The sequence below is a fragment of the Pseudomonas sp. AAC genome, assembly GCF_000725445.1.
GTDB lineage: Bacteria > Pseudomonadota > Gammaproteobacteria > Pseudomonadales > Pseudomonadaceae > Pseudomonas > Pseudomonas citronellolis.
In genome coordinates this window covers 452,020-474,656 of record NZ_KL647095.1, presented here as the reverse complement: position 1 = coordinate 474,656, position 22,637 = coordinate 452,020, and the positions used below count along the sequence as shown (strand labels likewise).

The following is a 22,637-nucleotide window of genomic DNA, read 5'->3' as shown; positions in this document are numbered from 1 at the left end:
GGGTAGCCCAGGGCGCCAGCTCACGCCATCCCGTCCCCCGCACCCGCCCTGAGGGAGATGCCGACATGTCCGCCTTTTCCGACCTGCCCCTGGTGATAGAACCGGCCGAGCTGGCCGCCCGCCTAGACGCTCCCGAGCTGATCCTGGTCGACCTGACCAGCCCGGCGCGCTACGCCGAGGGCCACCTGCCCGGCGCCCGCTTCGTCGCCCCCGCGCGCACCCAGTGGGGCCAGCCGCCAGCGCCCGGCCTGCTGCCGGCCAAGGCCGACCTGGAAGCGCTGTTCGGCGAACTGGGGCACAACCCGGACGCCGTGTACGTGGTCTACGACGACGAAGGCGGCGGCTGGGCCGGGCGCTTCATCTGGCTGCTGGACGTCATCGGCCACCAGCGTTACCACTACCTGGACGGCGGCCTGCACGCCTGGCTGGCCGAGGGCCGCGAGCTGAGCCAGGCGGTTCCGGCGCCGGCCGGCGGCCCGCTGCCGCTGACGCTGCACGACGAACCCACCGCCACCTGCGAATACCTGCAGAGCCGCCTGGGCGCCGCCGACCTGGCCGTCTGGGACGCGCGCAACCCCAGCGAATACAGCGGCCAGAAGGTGCTGGCGGCCAAGGCCGGACACATCCCCGGCGCGGTCAACTTCGAGTGGACCGCCGGCATGGACGCGGCCCGCGCCCTGCGCATCCGCACCGACATGGCGCAAATCCTTCGCGACCTGGGCATCACCCCGGACAAGGAAGTGATCACCCACTGCCAGACCCACCACCGTTCCGGCTTCACCTACCTGGTGGCCAAGGCCCTCGGCTACCCGCGGGTCAAGGGCTACGCCGGCTCCTGGTCGGAATGGGGCAACCACCCCGACACCCCCGTAGAGGTTTAAGGAATGTCGTTCAAAGATCGTCTGTTCATCCTCGGCCAGTACCTGCTGCCGCATCACCTGCTGTCGCGCCTGATCGGCTGCGCGGCCGAATGCCGCGCCGCCTGGTTCAAGAACCGCCTGATCGGCTGGTTCGCCCGCCGCTACCAGGTCGACATGCGCGAGGCGCTGGTGGAAGACCTGCAGGCCTACGAGCACTTCAACGCCTTCTTCACCCGCGCCCTGAAGGACGGCGCGCGGCCGCTGGACGAGACGCCCGGCGGCGTGCTCTGCCCGGCCGACGGTGCCATCAGCCAGCTCGGCTCGATCGAGCACGGGCGCATCTTCCAGGCCAAGGGCCACAGCTTCAGCCTGACCGCGCTGCTGGGCGGCGACGCCGAGCGCGCCGCGCCCTTCATGGGCGGCAGCTTCGCCACCGTCTACCTCTCGCCGAAGGACTACCACCGCGTGCACATGCCGCTGGCCGGCACCCTGCGCGAGATGGTCTACGTGCCCGGCCGGCTGTTCTCGGTGAACCAGCTCACCGCCGAGCAGGTGCCGGAACTCTTCGCCCGCAACGAACGGGTGGTCTGCCTGTTCGACACCGAACGCGGGCCCATGGCCGTGGTGCTGGTGGGCGCGATGATCGTCGCCTCGGTGGAAACCGTGTGGGCCGGCCTGGTCACGCCGCCGAAGCGCGAGCTGAAGGCCTTCGCCTACGACGAAGCGGCCCGCCAGCCCATCCACCTGGAAAAAGGCGCGGAACTGGGGCGCTTCAAGCTGGGCTCCACCGCCATCGTGCTGTTCGGCCCCGAGCAGGTCGCCTGGGCCGAACAACTGGCCGCCGGCAGCCCGGTGCGCATGGGCCAGCTGCTGGGCAACGCCAGCCAGGCGTGAGCCGGCGCAGGCCGGGCAGCCTGTATCCGGCCTGTTACCCGAAAGCCAACGGCAGGCCCGCTCCCCAACCAGGGAACGGGCTGTCTTCTCAGGTGGATACTGCTAGAGTTTGGAAAAAACCGGCGCCCAAGACCGGCACAACGGTCCAGCGAACGGCCCAGATCGTGGAGCACCTCATCCGACCATGGACAATACGAGTCCCCAGCAATTGCTGCGCGTTCCCACCCCGACGCAGGAAAGCCTGAGCTTCTGCAACGTCACTGCGCGCGACATCAAATACTGGCTGGACCACCTGCCCAAGGCCAACCTCGGCGAGACCGCGCGCCAGCTCTACCAGGGCCTGATCGAGCTGAACCAGCTGAAGCTCCCGGTGGAGGCCCGCCTGCAGTTGCTGGAGCTGTTCCGCCCGGAAGTCCAGTCGGTCTGCCACAACCTCGAACGCCACTTCCTCAACCACTCCATCGTTCTCGACGAGCGCCCGCGCAAGGTCGCCAACCTCTGCCAGGCCCTGCAGAACCACCTGGCCGTCGGCTACAAGCTGGTGGTGGTGCGCGAGGCGCCGCGCTTCACCCGCGAACGCGCGCAAATCCTCACCCTCGCCCTGCAACGGGCGATCCGCAGCCTGTGCGGCCCGCTGATCCGCGCCCAGCAGCTCTACTGCCCGGTGCCGGAAAGCCTGTGGCTGGAGCTGCACCAGCTCTACCAACTGGCGCGCAGCAAGGGCGTGCAGGCCCTGGCGGTCCGCGACGACCTGGCCAAGCACGGCAACACCCTGACCGTGGAGCAGGCCTACCTGGTGGCCCTGCTGCTGGGCTGCGCCCGCTGCAACCAGATGCGCCAGGCCGGCATCGCCCAATTGGCCGATGCCCTGGAGGCCTGGGGTTCATTGGTGCGCCTGCAGGAAGCCGACCTGCCGTCCAGCCTGTTCGTGGTCGCCCCGCAGGTGGACGGCCCGCCGCGCTACCGCTCGCTATACAAGGCCGGCGACCTGCACAACGGCCTGGGCATGGACCCGCAGCGCCTGGTGGCGGCGATCAAGGAGTACATGAACGCCCCCGCCGAGCAACGCGACAAGCTGCCGCTCAAGGGGGGCGAGCGCATCAGCGTCGACCTGCTGCAGCACCTGGCCAGCGCCTGGGGCGACATCGCCGAGCGCAGCTTCCAGCGCACCTCCGGCCAGGGCCAGCTGACCCTCTGCATCGGCATGAGCGCGCTGCACTACTACCTGTCCGGCCGGCGCCCGTTCGCCGACCTGCTCAAGCTGCCCGAACCGGTGCAGGCGACCTTCCAGGCGGAAGTGAACGACGCCTGGGCCAATGCCTTCGACGCGCAGAAGGTCACCGACTGGCAACCGGGCATGCCGCTGGAGGAAATCGAATACCAGCCGCTGCGGCCGGCGGAACAGGGCTCGGCCGACGCCGCCGAATCGGCGACCTGCGACGAGTACCCGGTCTTCGCCCTGCCCATCGTCAACCACAGCCCCGGCGGCTACTGCCTGACCTGGCCGAAGGAAATCCCCAGCCAGTTGCAGGCCGGCGAACTGCTCGGCATCCAGGACGTTCCCGGCCAGGGCTGGAGCATCGCAGTGGTGCGCTGGATCCGCCAGGTCCGCGGCGGCGGCACGCAGATGGGCATCGAGCTGATCGCCCCCATCGCCCAGCCCTGCGGCCTGCAACTGCTGCGCAAGTCGGAGCAGAGCAGCCACTACCTGCGCGCCCTGCTGCTACCGGAAATCGCCGCCATCTCGCGGCCGGCGACGCTGATCTCGCCGCGGCTGCCGTTCCAGGAAGGCAGCCGCGTGCAGATCAACCTGCATGGCGAGGAACGCCGCGCCACCCTGACACGCAAGCTCACCGCCACCGGCAGTTTCAGCCAGTTCGAGTACAGTACCCAGGAACGTCCGAAGGGCGCCGACGATAAGCCCGTCACAGGAGCGAACGGCCACACGGGGCACGGGGAGGAAGACTTTGACTCACTCTGGAAGTCGCTGTAGATTCGGCCGCACTCCATTCGTCGCCTCCTGGCTGCCGTCCGGCGCGCCATAAGCAGCTCTTCATGGCCAATGAAAAGAAAACCGTCCGCCTGCTGATCCTGGAAGACTCGCAGAACGAGGCCGAACGTCTGGTCAGCCTGTTCCGCAACGCCGGGCGTGCGACCCGCGTCCACCGCGTGACCTCCAGCGAAGACCTCGGCGAGGCCCTGCAACAGACCTGGGACCTGCTGATCGCCGCCCCGCAAAGCAGTGCGCTGGCGCCGGAGGAGGCTCTGGCCAGCCTGCGCCGCCAGGCCAAGGACATCCCCTTCATCCAACTGGTCGAAGGCAACGATTCCGACAGCATCACCGAGGCCCTGGCCCTGGGCGCCCAGGACGCCCTGCCCCAGGGCGAGGACGAGCGCCTGGTGCTGGTGGCCAACCGCGAACTCGCCGCCCTGGAGGAACGCCGCGCCCGGCGCACCGCCGAGGTCGCCCTGCGCGAGGCGGAAAAGCGCTGCCAGCTGCTGCTGGACAGCTCGGTGGACGCCATCACCTACGTCCACGACGGCATGCACATCTACGCCAACCGCGCCTACGTCGCGATGTTCGGCTACGAGGACGCCGAGGAACTGGAAGGCCTGCCGATGATCGACCTGATCGCCGCCGCCGACCAGGCCACCTTCAAGGACTTCCTCAAGGGCTACCAGCACGGCGAGGGCGACAACGAACTGCTGTGCGACGGCGTGCGCGTCGACGGCCAGAGGTTCCGCGCGCGCATGGGCTTCTCGCCGGCCACCTACGACGGCGAGCCGTGCATCCAGGTGGTGATCCGCGCCGAGCAGGACAACAGCGAGCTGCAGGAGAAGCTGCGCGAGGTCAGCAGCCAGGACCTGGTCACCGGCCTGTTCAACCGCGCCCACTTCCTCGACCTGATGGATGCCGCCGTGGAGCGCGCCGTCACCGCCGGCCAGCCGGCCACCCTCGCCTACCTGCTGCTCGACCGCGCGCAGCACCTGCAGCTGAGCCTGGGCATCGCCAGCATCGACCTGCTGCTGGCCGACCTCGCCCACCTGCTGCGCGAGCACTTCCCCGAGAGCGTGCAGTTGGCCCGCTTCAGCGACGACGCCTTCAGCGTGCTGCTCGACAGCCAGACGCCGGAACAGAGCAAGGCCCTGTTCGCCAGCCTGCTGAAGAAGGTCGAGGGCCACCTGTTCGACATCCACGGGCGCACCGCCCAGGTCACCCTGTCGATCGGCTGCGCCGGGCTCGACGAAAAGACCAGCCGCGCCCAGGACGTCATCGACCGCGCCCATCGCTGCGCCGACGAAATCGCCCAGGCCGAGGGCAACGGCATCAAGCTCTACGACCCGGCCGACGAACTGGCCGCCGCCGCCAGCCGCGGCGACCTGCTGGCGATCATCCAGCAGGCGCTGGAGAAAAATGCCTTCCGCCTGCTGTTCCAGCCGATCATCAGCCTGCGCGGCGACAGCCACGAGCTGTACGAAGTACTGCTGCGCCTGCTCAACCCGCAGGGCGAGGAAGTGCCCGCCGCCGACTTCTTCGGCGCGGCCAAGGCCGGCGGCCTGGCCGAGCGCATCGACCGCTGGGTGCTGCTCAACTCCATCAAGCTGCTCGCCGAACACCGCGCCAAGGGCCACAACACCAAGCTCTTCGTGCACCTGTCCGGCCCCAGCCTGCAGGACGCCGGGCTGCTGCCCTGGCTGGCGGTGGCGCTGAAAGCCGCGCGCCTGCCGGCCGACTCGCTGATCCTGCAGGTCAGCGAAACCGACGCCGTGGCCCACCTCAAGCAGGCCAAGGCCCTGAGCCAGGGCCTCGCCGAGCTGCACTGCCAGGTCGCCCTCGGCCAGTTCGGCTGCGCGCTGAACCCGTTCAACACGCTCAAGCACATGAACGTCGACTTCGTGAAGATCGACGGCTCCTACGTGCAGGACCTCAGCCGTCCGGAGAACCAGGAAAACCTGCGCACCCTGATGGCCAGCCTGCACGCCCAGGCCAAGCTGACCATAGTGCCCATGGTGGAGAGCGCCACGGCCCTGGCCACCCTCTGGCAGGCCGGCGCCAACTACATCCAGGGCCGCTACCTGCAGGGCCCGAGCCAGGCGATGGATTACGACTTCTCTTCGGAGGAGTGATCCGCTCCCGCGCCTTCCGGCAAACGCAGGATGGGTTGAGCGAAGCGAACCCATCACCACGGCCGCATGGGTTTCGTAAACTCAACCCATCCTACGAAAGACACGTCGGCGCACGGATTCACTTGTAGGAGCGGGCCCTGCCCGCGAATCGCGCGCAGGGCGCGCTCCTACAGGTCGACACCAAGCTCCGTAGCGGGTGATCGGTAGGGCGCAAACCGTTCGCGGTTATCCGCCGATACTCCCGCGCCTTCCGACAAACGTAGGATGGGTTGAGCGAAGCGATACCCATCACCACGGCCGCATGGGTTTCGTAAACTCAACCCATCCTACGAAAGACACATCGGCGCACGGATTCACTTGTAGGAGCGGGCCCTGCCCGCGAATCGCGCGCAGGGCGCGCTCCTACAGGTCGACACCAAGCTCCGTGGCGGGGCTCGGTGGGCGCATAACCGTTCGCGGTTATCCGCCGATACTCCTGTGCCTTCCGGCAAACGCAGGATGGGTTGAGCGAAGCGATACCCATCACCACGGCCGCATGGGTTTCGTAAACTCAACCCATCCTACGAAAGACACATCGGCGCACGGATTCACTTGTAGGAGCGGGCCCTGCCCGCGAATCGCGCGCAGGGCGCGCTCCTACAGGTCGACACCAAGCTCCGTGGCGGGGCTCGGTGGGCGCATAACCGTTCGCGGTTATCCGCCGATACTCCTGTGCCTTCCGGCAAACGCAGGATGGGTTGAGCGAAGCGATACCCATCACCACGGCCGCATGGGTTTCGTAAACTCAACCCATTCTACGAAAGGCACCTCGGCGCACGGATTCATTTGTAGCGGGCCCTGCCCGCGAATCGCGCGCAGGGCGCGCTCCTACAGGTCGACACCAAGCTCCGTGGCGGGGCTCGGTGGGCGCATAACCGTTCGCGGTTATCCGCCGATACACCAACAGCCGGAAGCGGCGGACACCGCCATGGGCACGGCATTTCCCGTAGGAGCGGATTCATCCGCGATCCGGCCGGCAGGCCGGTATTCCCACAGCGCCTCAGCGCCCGTCCACGCCCTCGCGGTCGCGGAAGCCCAGCAGGTAGAGGATGCCGTCCAGGCCCAGGGTGGAGATGGCCTGCTTGGCCGACTGCTTGACCAGCGGCTTGGCGCGGAAGGCCACGCCCAGGCCGGCCAGGCCGAGCATCGGCAGGTCGTTGGCGCCGTCGCCCACGGCGATGGTCTGCTCCAGTTGCAGGCCTTCCTTCGCCGCCAGTTCGCGCAGCAGGTCGGCCTTGCGCTGGGCGTCGACGATCGGCTCGATGGCCACACCGGTGACCTTGCCGTCGACGATCTCCAGCTCGTTGGCGAAAACGTAGTCGATGCCCAGCTTCGCCTGCAGCTGGCGGGCGAAATAGGTGAAGCCGCCGGAGAGGATCGCGGTCTTGTAGCCCAGGCGCTTGAGCTCGGCGAACAGCGTCTCGGCGCCCTCGGTCAGGCGCAGAGAGGCGCCGATTTCCTCGAGCACGTCCTCGGACAGGCCCTTGAGCAGCGCCAGGCGCTCCTTGAAGCTGGCGCGGAAGTCCAGCTCGCCGCGCATCGCCCGCTCGGTGATTTCCGACACCTGCTCGCCGACGCCGGCGGCCTTGGCCAGCTCGTCGATGACCTCGGCCTCGATCAGCGTCGAGTCCATGTCGAACACCGCCAAGCGGCGGTTGCGGCGGTACAGCGAGTCGCGCTGGAAGGCGATGTCGACGTTCAGCTCCTGGGCCACGCTGAGGAATTCGGCGCGCAGGGCCACCGGGTCGGCTGGCTCGCCGCGCACGGAGAACTCGATGCAGCCCTTGCCGCGCTCGGCCGGCATGTCCAGCGGCATGCGCCCGGACAGGCGGTCGATGTGGTCGATGTTCAGCCCGTATTTGGCGGTGATCGAGCTGACCCGCTGCAACTGCTCGGCGGTCACCCGGCGCGTCAGCAGGGTGACGATCTGGCGCGGCTTGCCCTGGCCGCCGACCCATTGCTGGTAGTCGGCCTCGGAAACGGGGGTGAAGCGCACCTGCTGGTCGAGCTCGTAGGCGGTGAAGAGCACGTCCTTGAGGACTGCGGAGGCCCGCTCGGTGTCGGGAATCTCCACCAGGATGCCGAAGGACAGGGTGTCGTGGATCACCGCCTGGCCGATGTCGAGGATGTTCACCCCGCCCTGGGCCAGCACGCCGGTGATGGCAGCGGTGAGACCGGGGCGGTCTTCCCCGGTGATGTTGATCAGGACGATTTCGCGCAAGGCGCAGTCTCCGCCATGGAAAAAGCGCACATTCTAGCGCCTTTCTCGGCCGCCGCCTCGCCCGCCGGCGGCACAACCGCCGATCGGATCGTCCGTGCCGTCCGGATCACGGACGGACCGGCGCTTTGCCCGCTTCCGGGGCGCCGTTATACTGCCGGGACTGTCCTTCATAGAAGACCGAGCCCGCTGTGACCCGGCCCACGTCCGTCAAGCCCGATAATTTCTTCCTGTTGCTGTATCACGCCCTGCGCCAGCGCCGGGTGCCCATCGCCCTGCGCATCGCCATCCACAGCCTGGTGCTGGTGGCGGCGGCGCTGCTGATCTACGCCTGGGTGATGGGCATGCAGTTCAAGCAGGCCATGCACCAGCAGGCCGACGCCGTGGGCCAGAGCCTGACCACCCAGACCGCGGCCTCGGCCACCGAGCTGCTGGTGTCCAACGACATCCTCAGCCTCAACGTGCTGCTGGGCAACCTGACCAAGAACCCGCTGGTGGCCCACGCCGCCATCTACAGCGCCGACGGCCGCACCCTGGCCGAGGCCGGCTCGCGGCCCAAGCAGGGCCTGCTGGGCGACAGCGAGGGCGTCTACTCGACGCAGATCACCTTCCAGGAGGTCATGGCCGGCCAGTTGCGCATCAGCCTGGACATGGAACAGTTCCAGCAGCCGATGATGGTCAGCCTGCAGAGCATGGGCCTGATCAGCCTGATCCTGCTGCTGCTCACCCTGACCCTCAGCCTGCGCCTGGGCCGCCACATCTCCACCCCGCTGCTGCAGCTGCGCGTGTGGCTGCGCGACCCGGACGACCCCGCCCCCGGCGCCGGCCTGCAGAACGAGATCGGCGACCTGGCCCGCCAGCTCCAGGCACGCCTGGTGCCGGAGAAGCCGCCAGCCCCCGAGCCCGCTCCCGCGCCGCGCAAGCCCGCGCCCAAGGCGGCCGCGCCGACCCTGGCGAAAGCCGCGGAGAAGCCGGCCAGGCCCGTCGCCGACGACATCGCCAGCGAGCCGGACGACGAACGCGAACCCCGCCTCGACCTGCCGCGCGACGAGCACGAGTTCGACGAGAACATCTTCGCCGAGGACGAGCTGCACGACGAAACGCCCATGGCCACTGAGGCGTTCGCCGAGGACTTCTCCGAAGAAGCCGCCGAAATCGCCGAAGAGCCCGAGGAAGAACCCGAGCCACAGCTGCCTAACCCCTGCGCCGTGCTGGCCGTGCAACTGGGCAACCAGGAACAGCTGCGGCGCCTGCCGCGCAGCCGCCTGGTGGACCTGCTGGAGCGCTACCGCGACTGCCTGGAACAGGCCGCACGGCTGTACAAGGGCCAGCTGTTCACCCTCAGCGACGGCGGCAGCCTGATCCTCTTCCACGCCCGCGACGACGACGACTACCTCACCCATGCCCTGTGCTGCGGCGAGCTGATGCGCGCCCTCGGCCACGCCCTGCAGATCGAGGTGGTGGACAGCGGCATTACCCTGCAGCTGCAACTGGGCCTGACCCAGGGCGACGAGCTGGCGGAACTGGCCCAGGCCGAGCTGCTGCAGGAAGGCGCCGTGCAGAACGCCCTGAACCTCAGCCAGCACAGCCGCAACCTGCTGCTGATCGAGCGCGCCATCGCCGAGGACGAGCAGGTGCGCCAGCGCGCCCGCGTCCGCGCCATCGCCAACCCGGCCGAGGCCAGTTGCGTGGAATGGCTGAAGGAACCCTACCCGTCGATGCTGGAACGCCAGCTCACCCGCATGCGCGCCCTGCGCACTTCCTGACCGCGCTGCCGGCCGCTCATCGGGCGGCCGGCCTCCTTCTGCAACCTGCTATCGAGCGGTCTCAGGGCAGGTACAGCAGCACATGGGGCTCGTGGTCGAAGTCGGCGGCCACCAGCGGCTTCAGGCCGGCCAGGGCCGCCGGCTGCACGGCCCGCAGGCGCGCCGCCGACATCACCAGGTAGAGCGGACCACGCAGGCCCTGCAGTTGGCTGTCCTGATCGATGAAGCGCGGCGCCAGGTCGTGGTCGAGGTTGACCAGGTACTTGATCGCCTTGGCGTCCTTGCCCAGGCCGACGAAAGCCACCGGCGCCGGGTTGGCGGCCACGGCCGCGTCGGCAGCCAGGGTGAAGGCGCGGGTGCCGTACAGCCCGCGCTCCATGGGTTCGAAGGCGAGGATATAGGCCGCCCACAACGCCAGCACGGCGCAGCCGGCCAGTCCCAAAGCCCGCAGCCGCCGGTGGCGCAACAGCCACAGGGCCGAGCCCTGCAGGAGCAGCAACAGCGCCAGGGTGACGTACAGGGCGAGCTGGTAAGCCTGCAAGGCTCCGCCCAGACGCCGCCAGGCGAGCACCAGTGCCAACGCCAGCAACCCGGGCAGAACCAACCAGACGCACTGCATCACCCAGCGCAACGCCGAAGCCAGGCGGCTGCCGGTCACGTGAAAGGGATAGGCGGCGATTATCGCCATGTAGGGCGCCGCCGCCAGGATGTAGCGGGCCTTCTTCGCCTGCGGTACGGAAAGCCCGAGCATCACCAGCAACGCCGCCAGAACGCAGGCCCAGAGCAGTATCCGCGTGCCCTCCGCCTCTCCCCTTCCGCGCGCACCGGGCAGCAGCAACAGCGCCGGCAGCGCCAGGGGGAACACCAGGGCGTAATTGCCGGGCGCACTGAGGAAGTAATAGAAGGGCGAACTGGCCCCGGCGCTACCGTCGATGCGACCGATGACCTGCATCTGCAACACCTCCCGGACGAAACCGGGGCCGCCGCTCAGCTCGGCGGCGCCCAGCAGGGCCAGGCAGCAGAACACCAGCAGGGCCGCGGCGAACGGCCCGAAGACCAGCAGCCGGCGCCAGTCCCGCGCCGCCAGCCAGCAGGCGCAGACCGTTGCGGCGGGAATCACCAGGCCCAGGGGGCCACGGACCAGGAAACCGCCCAGCAGCAGCGCCCCCAGCTTTGCCAGCAGGGCCGGTAGCGGACGTTCACGATCGCGATAGGCGAGGTAGAAGGCGCCCAGGGCCAGCGCCGCGACCATCTGGTCCAGCGAGACCGCGCGGGTCTCGCTGACGAAGGTCGCGGTGAGCAGCAACAGCGCCACGGCGAGCAGCGCCCAACGCGGCGAGATCGGCTCCAACAGGCGGTACACCAGGGCCACCAGCGCCGCCGCGGCCAGCGCCGAGGGCAGCCAGGCGGCCAGGCTGTCGACGCGGCCAAACGGCAGCGACAGCAGGTAGATGAACAGCGTCGAGGTGCCCGGATAGTCCGGGTAGGGTTCGCCATAGGTGGTGGGGAACAGGCTCGGCCCGTGGCGCAGCATTTCCTGGGCGAACAGCACGAAACGCGAGTCGAAGCCGATGATAGCCCGCCCCTTGGCCTGGGCGCAGAACAGCAACAGGGCGAGCGCGCCCAGCAGCCAGGCGCGGGCGGCCGGGCCCAGGCTGGCCAGCCTGGAGGGCGACAGGGAGAGGGAGGCTGGCAAGGGCTTACCCCCCGCCGGGGGCCGATCGAAGGGATTCCGATCAACGGTGCCGGCAGAACCGCTGCCTTGTTAGCACCGTCGCGGTCAAGAAATCGTCAATGAAGACGGCCCGCGGAGGAGAATGCTCGCGGGCCACGGCCGATCAGAAGCGGAAGACTTCGACGTTGTTGTGGATGGGCACCACCAGCGGCATCTTCGGCCCTTCTTCCTTGGGCTTGGCGGCCTGCTCGGTGTTCGCCGCCGGCTTGCGCGGAGCGGCCGGCTGCTCGGCGGCCACCGCCACCGGGCGCACATCCTGGGCCAGTTGCCCGGCGAGGCGGCGCAGCAGTTCGCTCTGCGCACGGACCTGGTCCTGCAGGCTGCCGTCGTGCTTTTCCTCTTCGTGGAACACGCGGCTGTCGCGCAGCGTGCCCTTCTGGTCGAGCAGGCGCCAGCGCGCATCCAGCACCGCCGGCTCCTTCGGGCCGGAATCCAGGCGGGTGATGGTCAGCATCACCTGCACCTGTGGGGTGAACCCCGGCTGTTCCGGGAACAGCGCCAGGCGGGTGGTGTCCAGGCTACTGGACAGCTGGCGCACCAGCAGCTGGCTGACGTTGGTTTCCAGGCTGCCGGCCCAGCGCGCCTCGGTGGACAGGTTGAGGATGCCATCGGCCTGGCGCTGGACCATGGACTCACGTTGCAGGTAGTCGGCCAGCTGCACCGGACCGAGCAGTACGGCGATACCGTTGTCGCGGGTCGGCAGCGGGGTCGCACCGGCATCCAGTTGGTACAGTTGCGTCGGCCGATTCACCGTACAGCCCGCCAGCCCGAGGAGGCCGACGAGGGAAAGACATGCGAGGACGCGCAGGGCGCTCATCGTGCAATCACCGTTAATTCGCCGAAGATCGGCGTCACTTGCTACAAAAAACCACAAACCAAAACGACAATGGAGCCATGGCGCCAGCGTCAAAGGGACCTATCATCCCTTAACCGGCGCCATAGCTCCAGAGGCAGAGTGTATCGCAGAGCGTTTCAGTCCTGAGACAGTGACTCGACCAGCAGCGCATCGACCCTCTGGAAGCCACGCGGCAGCTTGTTGCCGCGCCGTCCGCGCTCGCCCTTGTAGTGCTCCAGGTCGTCGCCGCGTAGCGACAGGGTGCGCTTGCCGGCCTGCAGCACCAGGGTCGCCCCCGGCGGCAGAACTGCCAGGTCGGTCAGGTATTCCTCGCGACTGGCCACGCGCTCGCCCGGCACGCTGATGATCTTGTTGCCCTTGCCCTTGGCCAGCTGCGGCAGGTCGGAAACCTTGAACAGCAGCAGGCGGCCCTCGGTGGTCACCGCCGCCAGCCAATCCTGCTCGACGTCGGCCACCGGCCGCGGGGCCATGACCTGGGCGCCATTGGGCAGGCTGAGCAGGGCCTTGCCGGCCTTGTTCTTGGCCTGCATGTCCTCGCCCTTGACCACGAAGCCGTAGCCGGCGTCCGAGGCCAGCACGTACAGGGCGTTGTCCTCGGGCAGCAGCACGCGCTCGAAGCTGGCGCCCGGCGGCGGCGTCAGGCGGCCGGTCAGCGGCTCGCCCTGGCCGCGCGCCGACGGCAGGCTGTGGGCCGCCAGCGAGTAGCTGCGCCCGGTGGAGTCGATGAACACCGCGTACTGGTTCGAGCGCCCCGGCGCCGCGGCCTTGAAGGTGTCGCCGGCCTTGTACGAGAGCCCTTCGGCGTCGATGTCGTGGCCCTTGGCGCAACGCACCCAGCCCTTGTCGGAAAGCACCACGGTGACCGGCTCGGTGGGCATCAGCTCGGTTTCCGAGAGGGCCTTGGCCTCGGCGCGCTCGACGATCGGCGAGCGGCGGTCGTCGCCATAGGTCTCGGCGTCGGCGATCAGCTCGTCGCGCACCAGCTTGCGCAGCTTGGCGTTGGAACCGAGGATCGCCAGCAGCTTGGCGCGCTCCTTGGCCAGCTCGTCCTGCTCGCCGCGGATCTTCATCTCTTCCAGGCGCGCCAGCTGGCGCAGGCGGGTGTCGAGGATGTAGTCGGCCTGCACGTCGGTGAGGGCGAAGCGCTCCATCAGCACCGGCTTGGGCTGGTCCTCGGTGCGGATGATGTGGATCACCTCGTCGAGGTTGAGGAAGGCGATCAGCAGGCCTTCCAACAGGTGCAGGCGCTTCTCCACCTTGTCCAGGCGGAACTGCAGGCGGCGGCGCACGGTGTCGGTGCGGTAGGTCAGCCATTCGCTGAGCAGCTGGCGCAGGTCCTTGACCTGCGGCTTGCCGTCCAGGCCGATGACATTGAGGTTCACCCGGTACGAGCTTTCCAGGTCGGTGGTGGCGAACAGGTGGGTCATCAGCTCGTCGGCGTCCACGCGGTTGGAGCGCGGGATGATGACGATGCGGGTGGGGTGCTCGTGGTCCGACTCGTCGCGCAGGTCGGCGACCATCGGCAGCTTCTTGGCCTGCATCTGCGCGGCGATCTGCTCCAGCACCTTGGCCCCGGAGACCTGGTGCGGCAGCGCGGTGACCACGATATCGCCGTCTTCGACGCGGTACACGGCGCGCATGCGCACCGAGCCGCGGCCGGTCTCGTAGATCTTCTGCAGGTCGGCGCGCGGGGTGATGATTTCCGCCTCGGTGGGGAAGTCCGGGCCCTGCACGTGTTCGAGCAGCTCGCCGACGCCGGCGTCCGGCTGGTCGAGCAGGCGCACGCAGGCCGCGGCCACTTCGCGCAGGTTGTGCGGCGGCACGTCGGTGGCCATGCCCACGGCGATGCCGGTAGTGCCGTTGAGCAGCAGGTTGGGCAGCCGCGCCGGCAGCACTGCCGGCTCCTGCATGGTGCCGTCGAAGTTCGGCACCCAGTCGGCAGTGCCCTGGCCCAGCTCGGAGAGCAGGGTTTCGGCGTAGCGCGACAGGCGCGCCTCGGTGTAGCGCATGGCGGCGAAGGACTTGGGATCGTCCGGCGCACCCCAGTTGCCCTGGCCGTCCACCAGCGGGTAGCGGTAGGAGAACGGCTGGGCCATCAGCACCATGGCTTCGTAGCAGGCCGAGTCGCCGTGGGGGTGGTACTTGCCAAGTACGTCGCCGACGGTGCGCGCCGACTTCTTGTGCTTGGAGTCGGCGTCCAGGCCCAGTTCGCTCATGGCGTAGACGATGCGCCGCTGCACGGGCTTCAGGCCGTCGCCGATGTGCGGCAGGGCGCGGTCCATGATCACGTACATGGAGTAGTTCAGGTAGGCCTGTTCGGTGAACTCGGCGAGGGAGCGACGCTCCACGCCTTCCAGGCTCAGATCGAGGGTTTCGCTCATGCGTGCCTCACGGGGAAGTGTTCTGGCGCAGCACCAGGGTGCCGTCGCGCTGGGAGAATTCGAGTTGTCTGAGGGCGCTCATGCCGAGCAGCACCTCGTTGCCGCCCATGCCCGGGGCGATGATCGCCGGCACGTCCTTCAAGAGGATGTCGCCCAGCTCCAGGCGCTGCAGGCGCGTGCGCCAGCCCCGGGTGCGGCCGTTGGCGGTGTCCAGGTCGATGGGCGCGCCACGCTGCAGTTGCAGGCGCAGGGCCAGGGCTTCCGGCACGGCCACGGCGCTGGCGCCGGTGTCCAGCAGGAAGGTCGCCGGCGCACCGTCGATCAGGCCGTCGAACACGTAGTGGCCCTGGCGGTTGCCCAGCAGGCGCAGCTCCACGTAGCCATCGCCGTGCAGCGACTGCGGCTGCACGTTGGGGTTGTGCTGGCGCTTTTCCCACAGGCCGAAGAAGTGCGTGGCCAGGCCGATGCCGGCCAGCCAGGCGAGCAGCATCATGGCCTTGCCGAGGCGGCGTCCGGGTTGCGCGTCGTTCATTTGCCACCCAGCCAGCCCTCCGCCGGGGCGGCGAAGCGCAGCACGTAGGGGCGCGCATCGCCATCGGCGCGGGCCGCATCGCCGTTGTCCAGGCCGATCCAGGCGCCCTTGTCGTCGATCACCAGGGCCTCGGCTACGCCGTAGGGCAAGGCGTAGCGGCGCTGCGGGGCCAGGGCGCCGTCGGCGAACGACCAGCAGCGCTCGGCGGCGCCGCTCTCGGCGTTGCGCCGGCAGACCTGGTGCACCAGGCGCTCCAGGGTGAACAGCTTGCCCTGGTACAGCGCCAGGTCGGAGAAGTCCAGGGCCAGCGGCTTGTCGCTTTCCAGTTGCGGCGGCGGCAGCGCCGTCCCGGCCTCGCTGAGCAGCACGCAGGCGCCGTCGCATTTCCAGCTGCCGTTGTCGTTGCGCAGGCGCAGCAGGCCGCGGCGCTGACGCTCGGCGGCGAGCCACAGGCGCTTGCCGTCGGCGTCGATGGCCAGGCCTTCGTAGTAGGCGTTGTTGACCATCAGCAGGCCGCTGGCGCGCGCCTGGCGCAGCAGCGTCGGCGGCAGCTCCAGCCATTGCGCGGCGCCGGCCTCCGGCACCCGCAGCACGCCGGCATAGGCCTCGCTGACCAGGTAGCGGTTGCCCTTGCCGTCGCAGCTGACGCCTTCGAAGTCCATGGCCCCGCCGCGCACCAGGCCATACAGCCAGGTGCGCGCGCGGGCGCCCCAGGACAGGCCGCTGTCGGGCAGCCCAGGCGCGCTGAAGGTCTCGGCGCGGGCCTGCCAGACGCTGCCCGGGGTTTCGTCCGGGCGCAGCCCGTAGAGGCGGTCGTCGTCGCGGTCGGACACCGTCCACAGCTCGCCGCCGCACAGCGCCAGCCCCGACAGGTTGCCCGCGGGCATGCCTTCCACGGCGTGCTCGGAGAGGAATTGCAGGGTCGCCCCCTGCCCTGCCGCGGGTGCGTCCGCCAGGGCCTGGGCGCAGCCGAGCACGGCCGCCAGGGCGGCCAGCACGCGGCGCATCAGGCCAGGACCTCGGCCAGGTTGCCCTTGGTCTCCAGCCAGGACTTGCGGTCGCTGGCGCGTTTCTTGGCCAGCAGCATGTCCATGATCTCGACGGTGCTCTCGGCGTCTTCCAGGGTCAGTTGCACCAGGCGCCGGGTGTTCGGGTCCATGGTGGTTTCGCGCAGCTGCGGCGGGTTCATCTCGCCCAGGCCCTTGAAGCGGGTGACCTGCGGCTTGCCGCGGCGCTTCTCGGCCAGCAGCCGGTCGAGGATGCCGTCGCGCTCGGCGTCGTCCAGGGCATAGAAGACTTCCTTGCCCAGGTCGATGCGGTACAGCGGCGGCATGGCCACGTAGACGTGCCCGGCTTCCACCAGCGGGCGGAAGTGGCGGACGAACAGAGCGCACAGCAGGGTGGCGATGTGCAGGCCGTCGGAGTCGGCGTCGGCGAGGATGCAGATCTTGCCGTAGCGCAGCTGGCTCAGGTCGGCGGCGCCCGGGTCGACGCCGATGGCCACGGCGATGTCGTGCACTTCCTGGCTGGCCAGGACTTCGCCGCCGTCCACTTCCCAGGTGTTCAGGATCTTCCCGCGCAGCGGCATGATCGCCTGGAATTCCTTGTCCCGCGCCTGCTTGGCCGAGCCGCCGGCGGAGTCGCCCTCCACCAGGAACAGCTCGGCGCGCATCGGGTCCTGGCCGGCGCAGTCGGCCAGCTTGCCGGGCAGTGCCGGGCCCTGGGTGATCTTCTTGCGCTCGACCTTCTTGCCCGCCTTGAGGCGGCGGCCGGCGTTGCTGATGGCCAGCTCGGCCAGTTGCAGGCCCAGCTCGGGGTTGGCGTTGAGCCAGAGGCTGAAGGCGTCCTTCACGACGCCGGAGACGAAGGCCGCCGCCTCGCGAGACGACAGGCGCTCCTTGGTCTGCCCGGAGAACTGTGGCTCCTGCAGCTTCATCGAGAGGACGAAGGCGATGCGCTCCCAGACGTCTTCCGGGGCCAGCTTGACGCCGCGCGGCAGCAGGTTGCGGAACTCGCAGAACTCGCGCATGGCATCCAGCAGGCCCTGGCGCAGGCCGTTGACGTGGGTGCCGCCCTGGGCCGTGGGGATCAGGTTGACGTAGCTTTCCTGCAGCGACTCGCCACCCTCGGGCAGCCACAGCAAGGCCCAGTCCACCGCCTCCTTGCTGCCGGCCAGGGTGCCGCAGAAGGGCTCTTCCGGCAGGCGCGGCAGCTCGGACACCGAGTCGGCCAGGTAGGAACGCAAGCCGTCCTCGTAGTGCCATTCGACGCGCTCGCCGCTGCTCTTGTCCTCGAAAGTGACCAACAGCCCCGGGCAGAGCACGGCCTTGGCCTTGAGCACGTGCTTGAGGCGGCTGACGGAGAACTTCGGCGAATCGAAATACTTCGGGTCGGGCCAGAAGCGCACGGTGGTGCCGGTGTTGCGCCGGCCGACGCTGCCGATGACTTCCAGGTCGCTGGCCTTGAAGCCGTCGGCGAAGGTCATGCGGTATTCGTTGGCGTCGCGCTTGACGCGCACTTCCACCTGGGTGGAAAGCGCGTTCACCACCGAGATGCCCACGCCGTGCAGGCCGCCGGAGAACTGGTAGTTCTTGTTGGAGAACTTGCCGCCGGCGTGCAGCTTGGTGAGGATCAGCTCGACCCCCGGCACGCCCTCTTCGGGGTGGATGTCCACCGGCATGCCGCGGCCGTCGTCGATCACTTCCAGCGAGTTGTCCTCGTGGAGGATCACCTGCACGCTCCTGGCGTGGCCGGCCAGGGCCTCGTCCACGGAGTTGTCGATGACTTCCTGGGCCAGGTGGTTGGGCCGCGTGGTGTCGGTGTACATGCCCGGGCGCTTGCGCACCGGATCGAGGCCGGAGAGGACTTCGATGGCTTCTGCGGTATAGGCGTTCTGCTGGGCCATGGGGTCCCTTTTCAAAGAGTTGTGAAATCGAGGTCGCGCCACAGGCCCGCCGGCACCCCGGCGAAGGCCAGCAGCGCCGGCAGCCAGCGGGCGAAGCCCTGGAAGCCGTGGTCGCCGCCGGCCTCGATGCGCAAGGCGCAGGCCCGGTAGAAGACCGCGGCGACCTTGTAGTCGAGGGTTTCATCGCCGGTCTGCAGCCACACCTGGTAGCGCGCCGCATCGACCGGCGGCGGCACTTCGAGTTCCGCCAGGGCGTCGACGTGGTCCTGGGTCAGCACCCATTCCTCGCCGCTGTAATGGTTCTTCTGCGGCCCCAGGTAGCCGTCGAAACGGCCGTGGGGCAGCACCGCCGGGTTGATCAGCAGGGCCTTGAGCCCGTGCCGCTCGGCGAGATGGGTCGCATAGTAGCCGCCCAGGGAACTGCCGACCAGCAAGGGCCGGTCGAGTTCGCCGATGGCCGCCTGCAGCTGGGCCATGGCCTGCCGCGGGTGGTGGTGCAGTTCGGGCACCCGCAGGTGCGCCTGCAAGCCCAGGCGCTCCATGACAGCCGCGAGCTGGCGCGCCTTCTGCGAGGCGGGGGAGCTGTTGAAGCCGTGGATATAGAGGATATCGGTCATGGTGCGGGAGGCTACAAGCAGCGAGCCGCTGCCTGCAAGCCGCACGCGTCAGTAGCCCTGGACGCTGTAGTCCACCTGGAAATCGATGCCGGTGACCCGCGACACGCCGGTCTGCACGCCGCCATCGGGCAGCAGGCGCAGCCAGCGGTAGCCCGGCGCCAGGGTGTCCACGCCGAAGTCCTCGCTGCCCGGGGCGAACTGCACGCAGGTGGAAGGGGACGCCAACAGGCGCACGTCGCCGCGCAGGCGGTCTATTTCCTGGTGCACGTGGCCCCAGAGCAGGCAGCGCACGTGCCGGTGGCGGTCGAGCACGGCGAACAGGTCGTCCGGGTTGCGGATGCCGATGCGGTCCATCCACTGGCTGCCGATGCTCACCGGGTGGTGGTGGAAGGCCACCAGCACGTGGCGATCGCGCGCGTCGTGCAGGGCTTGGTCCAGCAGCGCCAGTTGCTCGGCGGACACCTGCCCGGGCACCGCGCCGGGGATGGTGGAATCGAGCAGGACGATGCGCCAGGCGCCCAGGTCGAGCACCGGGTCGAGGAGGTCGCTGCCGGCGCAGACTTCGCGCATGGGCGCCAGCTCGTCGTGGTTGCCGGGGAACCAGCGGGCCGGTGCCTGAATGCTGGAACAGATATCCAGGAAACGTCTGTACGACTCTGGGGAACCGTCCTGCGAGATATCACCCGTCGCCAGGACCAGGTCGATCTGCGGCTGCTCCTCGAGGACGCGCTTCACCACTTGTTGCAGGCTGTCCGCGGTATCCATGCCGAGAAGCCGGCCATCGTGCTCGGCGAACAGATGGCTGTCAGTGAGCTGCACCAGCAGCACCGGCTCATTTGAGGAAAATTCTTTCGCAGGCAATGCGCCTTCTCCTGTCAGGCGAGGCGTCGTCGTTGAAGGAAGTATGGTGACAGCCCCGGTGCCGGGCAAACCGGGAAAGAGTCACAGTTCACAGTATGCTCGCCGTCGACCGGACGAACGACATCCTATCATGGCGCAACGCCATCACCCGCGCTTTCAGCGTTGCAGGACCGGTTCCAGCTCGTGGCCGCAGGCCAGGCAGTGGCTCAGCCATTCGCCGAGGAAGAGGTTGAGCTGGCTCTTCTCGTCCGGCTGGTGCATGGCCTGGTTCGGGTAAGGGTAGATGGCCAGCAGGCGGCGCGCCTGCTCGGCGCCGACCACTTCGGCCATGCGCGCGTCATGGTAGACGCGCACTTCCAGGCGCGGCGCGGGCAGCCAGGGCAGGCCCAGTTCCTGGCGCACCTGCAGGGTGGTGGTGTAGGGGCAGGCCTCGATCACTTCCAGGGCCAGCACGCCGAGCAGGCGTTCGCCCTCGCTCAGTGCCACGCGGCGCTGCGACTGCACTTCGCGCATGTCCGGCAGCAGCCGCATCAGGCGCAGGTAGTTGGCCTCGCAGGTGGCTTGCAGCCCGGCCAGGTCGACGCGGTAGCGTTCACGCAGCAGGTTCACACCCATAGGCCACGAACCTCGGCGCGGTTCAGCGCCAGCCATTGCAGGGCGAGCATGCTCGCGGCGTTGTTGACGCGCCCGTCGCGCACGGCCTGCAGGGCATCCTCGAGGGCCAGCACGTGGACGCGGATGTCCTCGCCCTCCTCCTCCAGGCCATGGATGCCCGAGGCCAGGCTGCTGTCGCAACGGCCGACGAACAGGTGCACCAGTTCGTTGCTGCCGCCGGGCGACGGCAGGTACTGGCTGATCGGCCAGAGCGCGCCGAGGTTCAGGCCGGCTTCTTCCACGGCTTCGCGGCGGGCGACCTCTTCAGGTTCTTCGTCCTTGTCGATCAGCCCGGCGACCAGCTCCAGCAGCCAGGGGTTGACCCCGGCCTCCAGGGCGCCGACGCGGAACTGCTCGATCAGCACCACTTCGTCGCGCTGCGGGTCGTAGGGCAGCACGCAGACGGCATCGTGGCGGACGAACAGCTCGCGGCTGATCAGCGGCCCCATGTCGCCGGCGAACTGGCGATGACGCAGGTGCAGACGCTCGATGCGATAGAAGCCGCGGAAGCACTCCTCGCGTCGAGTGATCTCCACGTCGTCCGGACCCGCCTTGAAGATATCCGCCATCCCACACACTCATCGATCGGTTGAACTTCGCGCCATCCTATCGCGACGCCGTGCCCCGCGCAGCCTCTTTCCGCCACCGCCCGGCGGGGAGCCGCGCGACACTGCTACACTCGGCGGCGCGGCGAACCCGGCGCGGCTGCGCTGGTCCAAGCCGCGCGGCCGACCGCCGCCGGACACGCAAAGAAGGACACCCATGAATTTTCTGAAAACCCTTGCCGCCACCGGCCTGCTGCTGGCGCTCGGCGGCTGCCAGAGCCTCTTCGGCCCCGGCCTGGGCGACCCGCTGAGCGCCCGCCACACCGCCTTCGAACACCTGCAGCCGGGCTGCCAGGGCGAGCAGTGCCCGCTGTTCAACCTGGACACCCTGAGCTTCGACGCAGAGCCCGCACTGGACGCCGCCATCGAGACGCAGTTGCTCGACCTCACCCGCAACACCCCGGACGACCCGCGCCCGGCCAGCCTCGCCGGCTACGAGCGGGATTTCCTGGCCAGCGCCAAGCCGGGCTGGAGCAGCTACCTGCAGGCGAAGATACGCGAGCAGCATGACGGCCTGGTGATCGTCGAGCTGTCCAGCTACGTCTTCACCGGCGGCGAGTACGGCCAGCCGGGGCGCGCCTTCATCAACTACGACCGCCGCCTGCACAAGGTGCTGACGCTGCAGGACGTACTGCTGCCCGGCCAGGAAGAGGCCTTCTGGCAGAACGCGCGCCTGGCCCACCAGGCCTGGGTGGTGCAGAACAAGCTGGTGGAGCAGGACGCGAACTTCCTCAGGGACTGGCCGTTCCAGAAAACCCCGCACTTCGCCCTGACCTTCGGCGCGCTGACGCTGAAGTACGACATCGACAGCATCGCCCCGCACTCGGTCGGGCACCCGGAGCTGAAGATTCCGTATCCGCGGCTCAACGGCATCGTCAAGCCGTACTATTTCCCGGGGCGTGGGGCGCAGTAGGGCATCGCGGACAAGGTCCGCTCTTACAGATCACCGTGAGGCATGGCGCTGCCCGTAGGAGCAACTGTCTTGCCGGCCGCGCCGAGACGCTTTTCGTAGGATGGGTTGAGCCTTGGCGAAACCCATGCGGTTGCGGTGATGGGTATCGCTTCGCTCAACGCCATCCTACGAAAGCCATGCTCGCTCATGCGGTAGGAGCCATGCTCGCTCATGCGGTAGGAGCGGACCTTGTCCGCGAACGGTGTTCACCGGCGGCAACGGTGCTTCGGATTGACTCCGTTCCCTCTCCCCAACCCTCTCCCGCAAGCGGGAGAGGGGGCTGTCCGGCATGGACGGGAAGTTCGGCATCGACCTGTAGGAACAACTGTCTTACAGGCTGCACCGAAGTGCTCTTCGTAGGATGGGGTGAGCTTGCGAAACCCCTGCGGTTGCGGGGATGGGGATCGCTTCGCTCAACACCATCCTACGAAAGCCATGCTCGCTCATGCGGTAGGAGCGGACCTTGTCCGCGAACGGTGTTCACCGGCGGCAACGGTGCTTCGGATTGACTCCGTTCCCTCTCCCCAACCCTCTCCCGCAAGCGGGAGAGGGGGCTGTCCGGCATGGACGGGAAGTTCGGCATCAACCTGTAGGAACAACTGTCTTACAGGCTGCACCGAAGTGCTCTTCGTAG

Annotated in this window: 17 protein-coding genes; 6 read left to right on the top strand and 11 right to left on the bottom strand. The window is 68.5% G+C overall.

From position 1 onward, the window contains the following. Window positions 1-65 precede the first annotated feature (65 nt). The 4 genes from rhdA (at window position 66) to FG99_RS07630 (ending at window position 5,882) form a co-directional block, all read left to right on the top strand. A complete protein-coding gene (gene rhdA, locus FG99_RS07645) occupies window positions 66-881 on the top strand; it encodes a thiosulfate sulfurtransferase (protein ID WP_043268572.1) in 816 nt (271 codons plus the stop codon). A gap of 3 nt (window positions 882-884) precedes the next feature. After that, the gene (asd, locus tag FG99_RS07640; RefSeq protein ID WP_043268570.1) at window positions 885-1,754 is read left to right on the top strand and encodes an archaetidylserine decarboxylase; all 870 of its coding nucleotides are present in this window, start codon (window positions 885-887) and stop codon (window positions 1,752-1,754) included. A gap of 184 nt (window positions 1,755-1,938) precedes the next feature. Further along, a complete protein-coding gene (locus FG99_RS07635; RefSeq protein WP_043268568.1) occupies window positions 1,939-3,747 on the top strand; it encodes a hypothetical protein in 1,809 nt (602 codons plus the stop codon). Between the two features lie 62 nt (window positions 3,748-3,809). Next, on the top strand, window positions 3,810-5,882 hold the full coding sequence (locus FG99_RS07630; RefSeq protein WP_043268566.1) for an EAL domain-containing response regulator: 2,073 nt from the start codon (window positions 3,810-3,812) through the stop codon (window positions 5,880-5,882). Window positions 5,883-6,921: 1,039 nt separating this feature from the next. On the opposite strand, the gene serB is transcribed toward FG99_RS07630, so the two are convergent. After that, entirely contained in the window at window positions 6,922-8,142 is a 1,221-nt protein-coding gene (gene serB, locus FG99_RS07625) for a phosphoserine phosphatase SerB (protein WP_009613510.1), read from the bottom strand. 188 nt (window positions 8,143-8,330) lie between these two features. On the opposite strand from serB, the gene FG99_RS07620 reads away from it, so the two are divergent. Next, entirely contained in the window at window positions 8,331-9,905 is a 1,575-nt protein-coding gene (locus FG99_RS07620; RefSeq protein WP_043268564.1) for an AhpA/YtjB family protein, read from the top strand. Between the two features lie 61 nt (window positions 9,906-9,966). On the opposite strand, the gene FG99_RS07615 is transcribed toward FG99_RS07620, so the two are convergent. The 10 genes from FG99_RS07615 to FG99_RS07570 form a co-directional block, all read right to left on the bottom strand. Then, window positions 9,967-11,601 (bottom strand): glycosyltransferase family 39 protein, encoded by a 1,635-nt coding sequence (locus FG99_RS07615; protein WP_081884589.1) that lies wholly within the window; start codon window positions 11,599-11,601, stop codon window positions 9,967-9,969. 142 nt (window positions 11,602-11,743) lie between these two features. Then, window positions 11,744-12,457 carry a PqiC family protein gene (locus tag FG99_RS07610; RefSeq protein ID WP_009613516.1) on the bottom strand — a complete coding sequence of 238 codons (714 nt, stop codon included), beginning with the start codon at window positions 12,455-12,457 and terminating at the stop codon, window positions 11,744-11,746. A gap of 155 nt (window positions 12,458-12,612) precedes the next feature. Beyond that, on the bottom strand, window positions 12,613-14,877 hold the full coding sequence (gene parC, locus FG99_RS07605; RefSeq protein WP_009613518.1) for a DNA topoisomerase IV subunit A: 2,265 nt from the start codon (window positions 14,875-14,877) through the stop codon (window positions 12,613-12,615). A gap of 7 nt (window positions 14,878-14,884) precedes the next feature. Beyond that, window positions 14,885-15,409, bottom strand: coding sequence for a retropepsin-like aspartic protease family protein (locus tag FG99_RS07600; RefSeq protein ID WP_009613520.1), 525 nt, complete (start codon window positions 15,407-15,409; stop codon window positions 14,885-14,887). After that, window positions 15,406-16,416 (bottom strand): esterase-like activity of phytase family protein, encoded by a 1,011-nt coding sequence (locus tag FG99_RS07595; RefSeq protein WP_043268562.1) that lies wholly within the window; start codon window positions 16,414-16,416, stop codon window positions 15,406-15,408. Before FG99_RS07595 ends, FG99_RS07600 begins: the two co-directional genes overlap by 4 nt. Further along, window positions 16,416-18,314: a DNA topoisomerase IV subunit B gene (gene parE / locus FG99_RS07590; RefSeq protein ID WP_043268560.1), complete on the bottom strand. Its 1,899-nt coding sequence runs from the start codon at window positions 18,312-18,314 to the stop codon at window positions 16,416-16,418. The genes FG99_RS07595 and parE overlap by 1 nt, the downstream gene beginning before the upstream one ends. Window positions 18,315-18,325: 11 nt before the next feature. Further along, a complete protein-coding gene (locus FG99_RS07585) occupies window positions 18,326-18,931 on the bottom strand; it encodes a YqiA/YcfP family alpha/beta fold hydrolase (protein WP_009613526.1) in 606 nt (201 codons plus the stop codon). A 48-nt stretch (window positions 18,932-18,979) separates the two neighbouring features. Next, the gene (cpdA, locus tag FG99_RS07580; protein ID WP_043268558.1) at window positions 18,980-19,792 is read right to left on the bottom strand and encodes a 3',5'-cyclic-AMP phosphodiesterase; all 813 of its coding nucleotides are present in this window, start codon (window positions 19,790-19,792) and stop codon (window positions 18,980-18,982) included. A 156-nt stretch (window positions 19,793-19,948) separates the two neighbouring features. Beyond that, entirely contained in the window at window positions 19,949-20,407 is a 459-nt protein-coding gene (locus tag FG99_RS07575; RefSeq protein WP_009613530.1) for a DUF1249 domain-containing protein, read from the bottom strand. Then, entirely contained in the window at window positions 20,398-21,015 is a 618-nt protein-coding gene (locus tag FG99_RS07570) for an NUDIX domain-containing protein (protein WP_009613531.1), read from the bottom strand. Before FG99_RS07570 ends, FG99_RS07575 begins: the two co-directional genes overlap by 10 nt. A gap of 193 nt (window positions 21,016-21,208) precedes the next feature. Between FG99_RS07570 and FG99_RS07565 the strand changes: the two genes are divergently transcribed. Further along, window positions 21,209-21,964, top strand: a complete 756-nt coding sequence (locus tag FG99_RS07565; protein ID WP_043268556.1) for an RsiV family protein — start codon at window positions 21,209-21,211, stop codon at window positions 21,962-21,964. Window positions 21,965-22,637 lie beyond the last annotated feature (673 nt).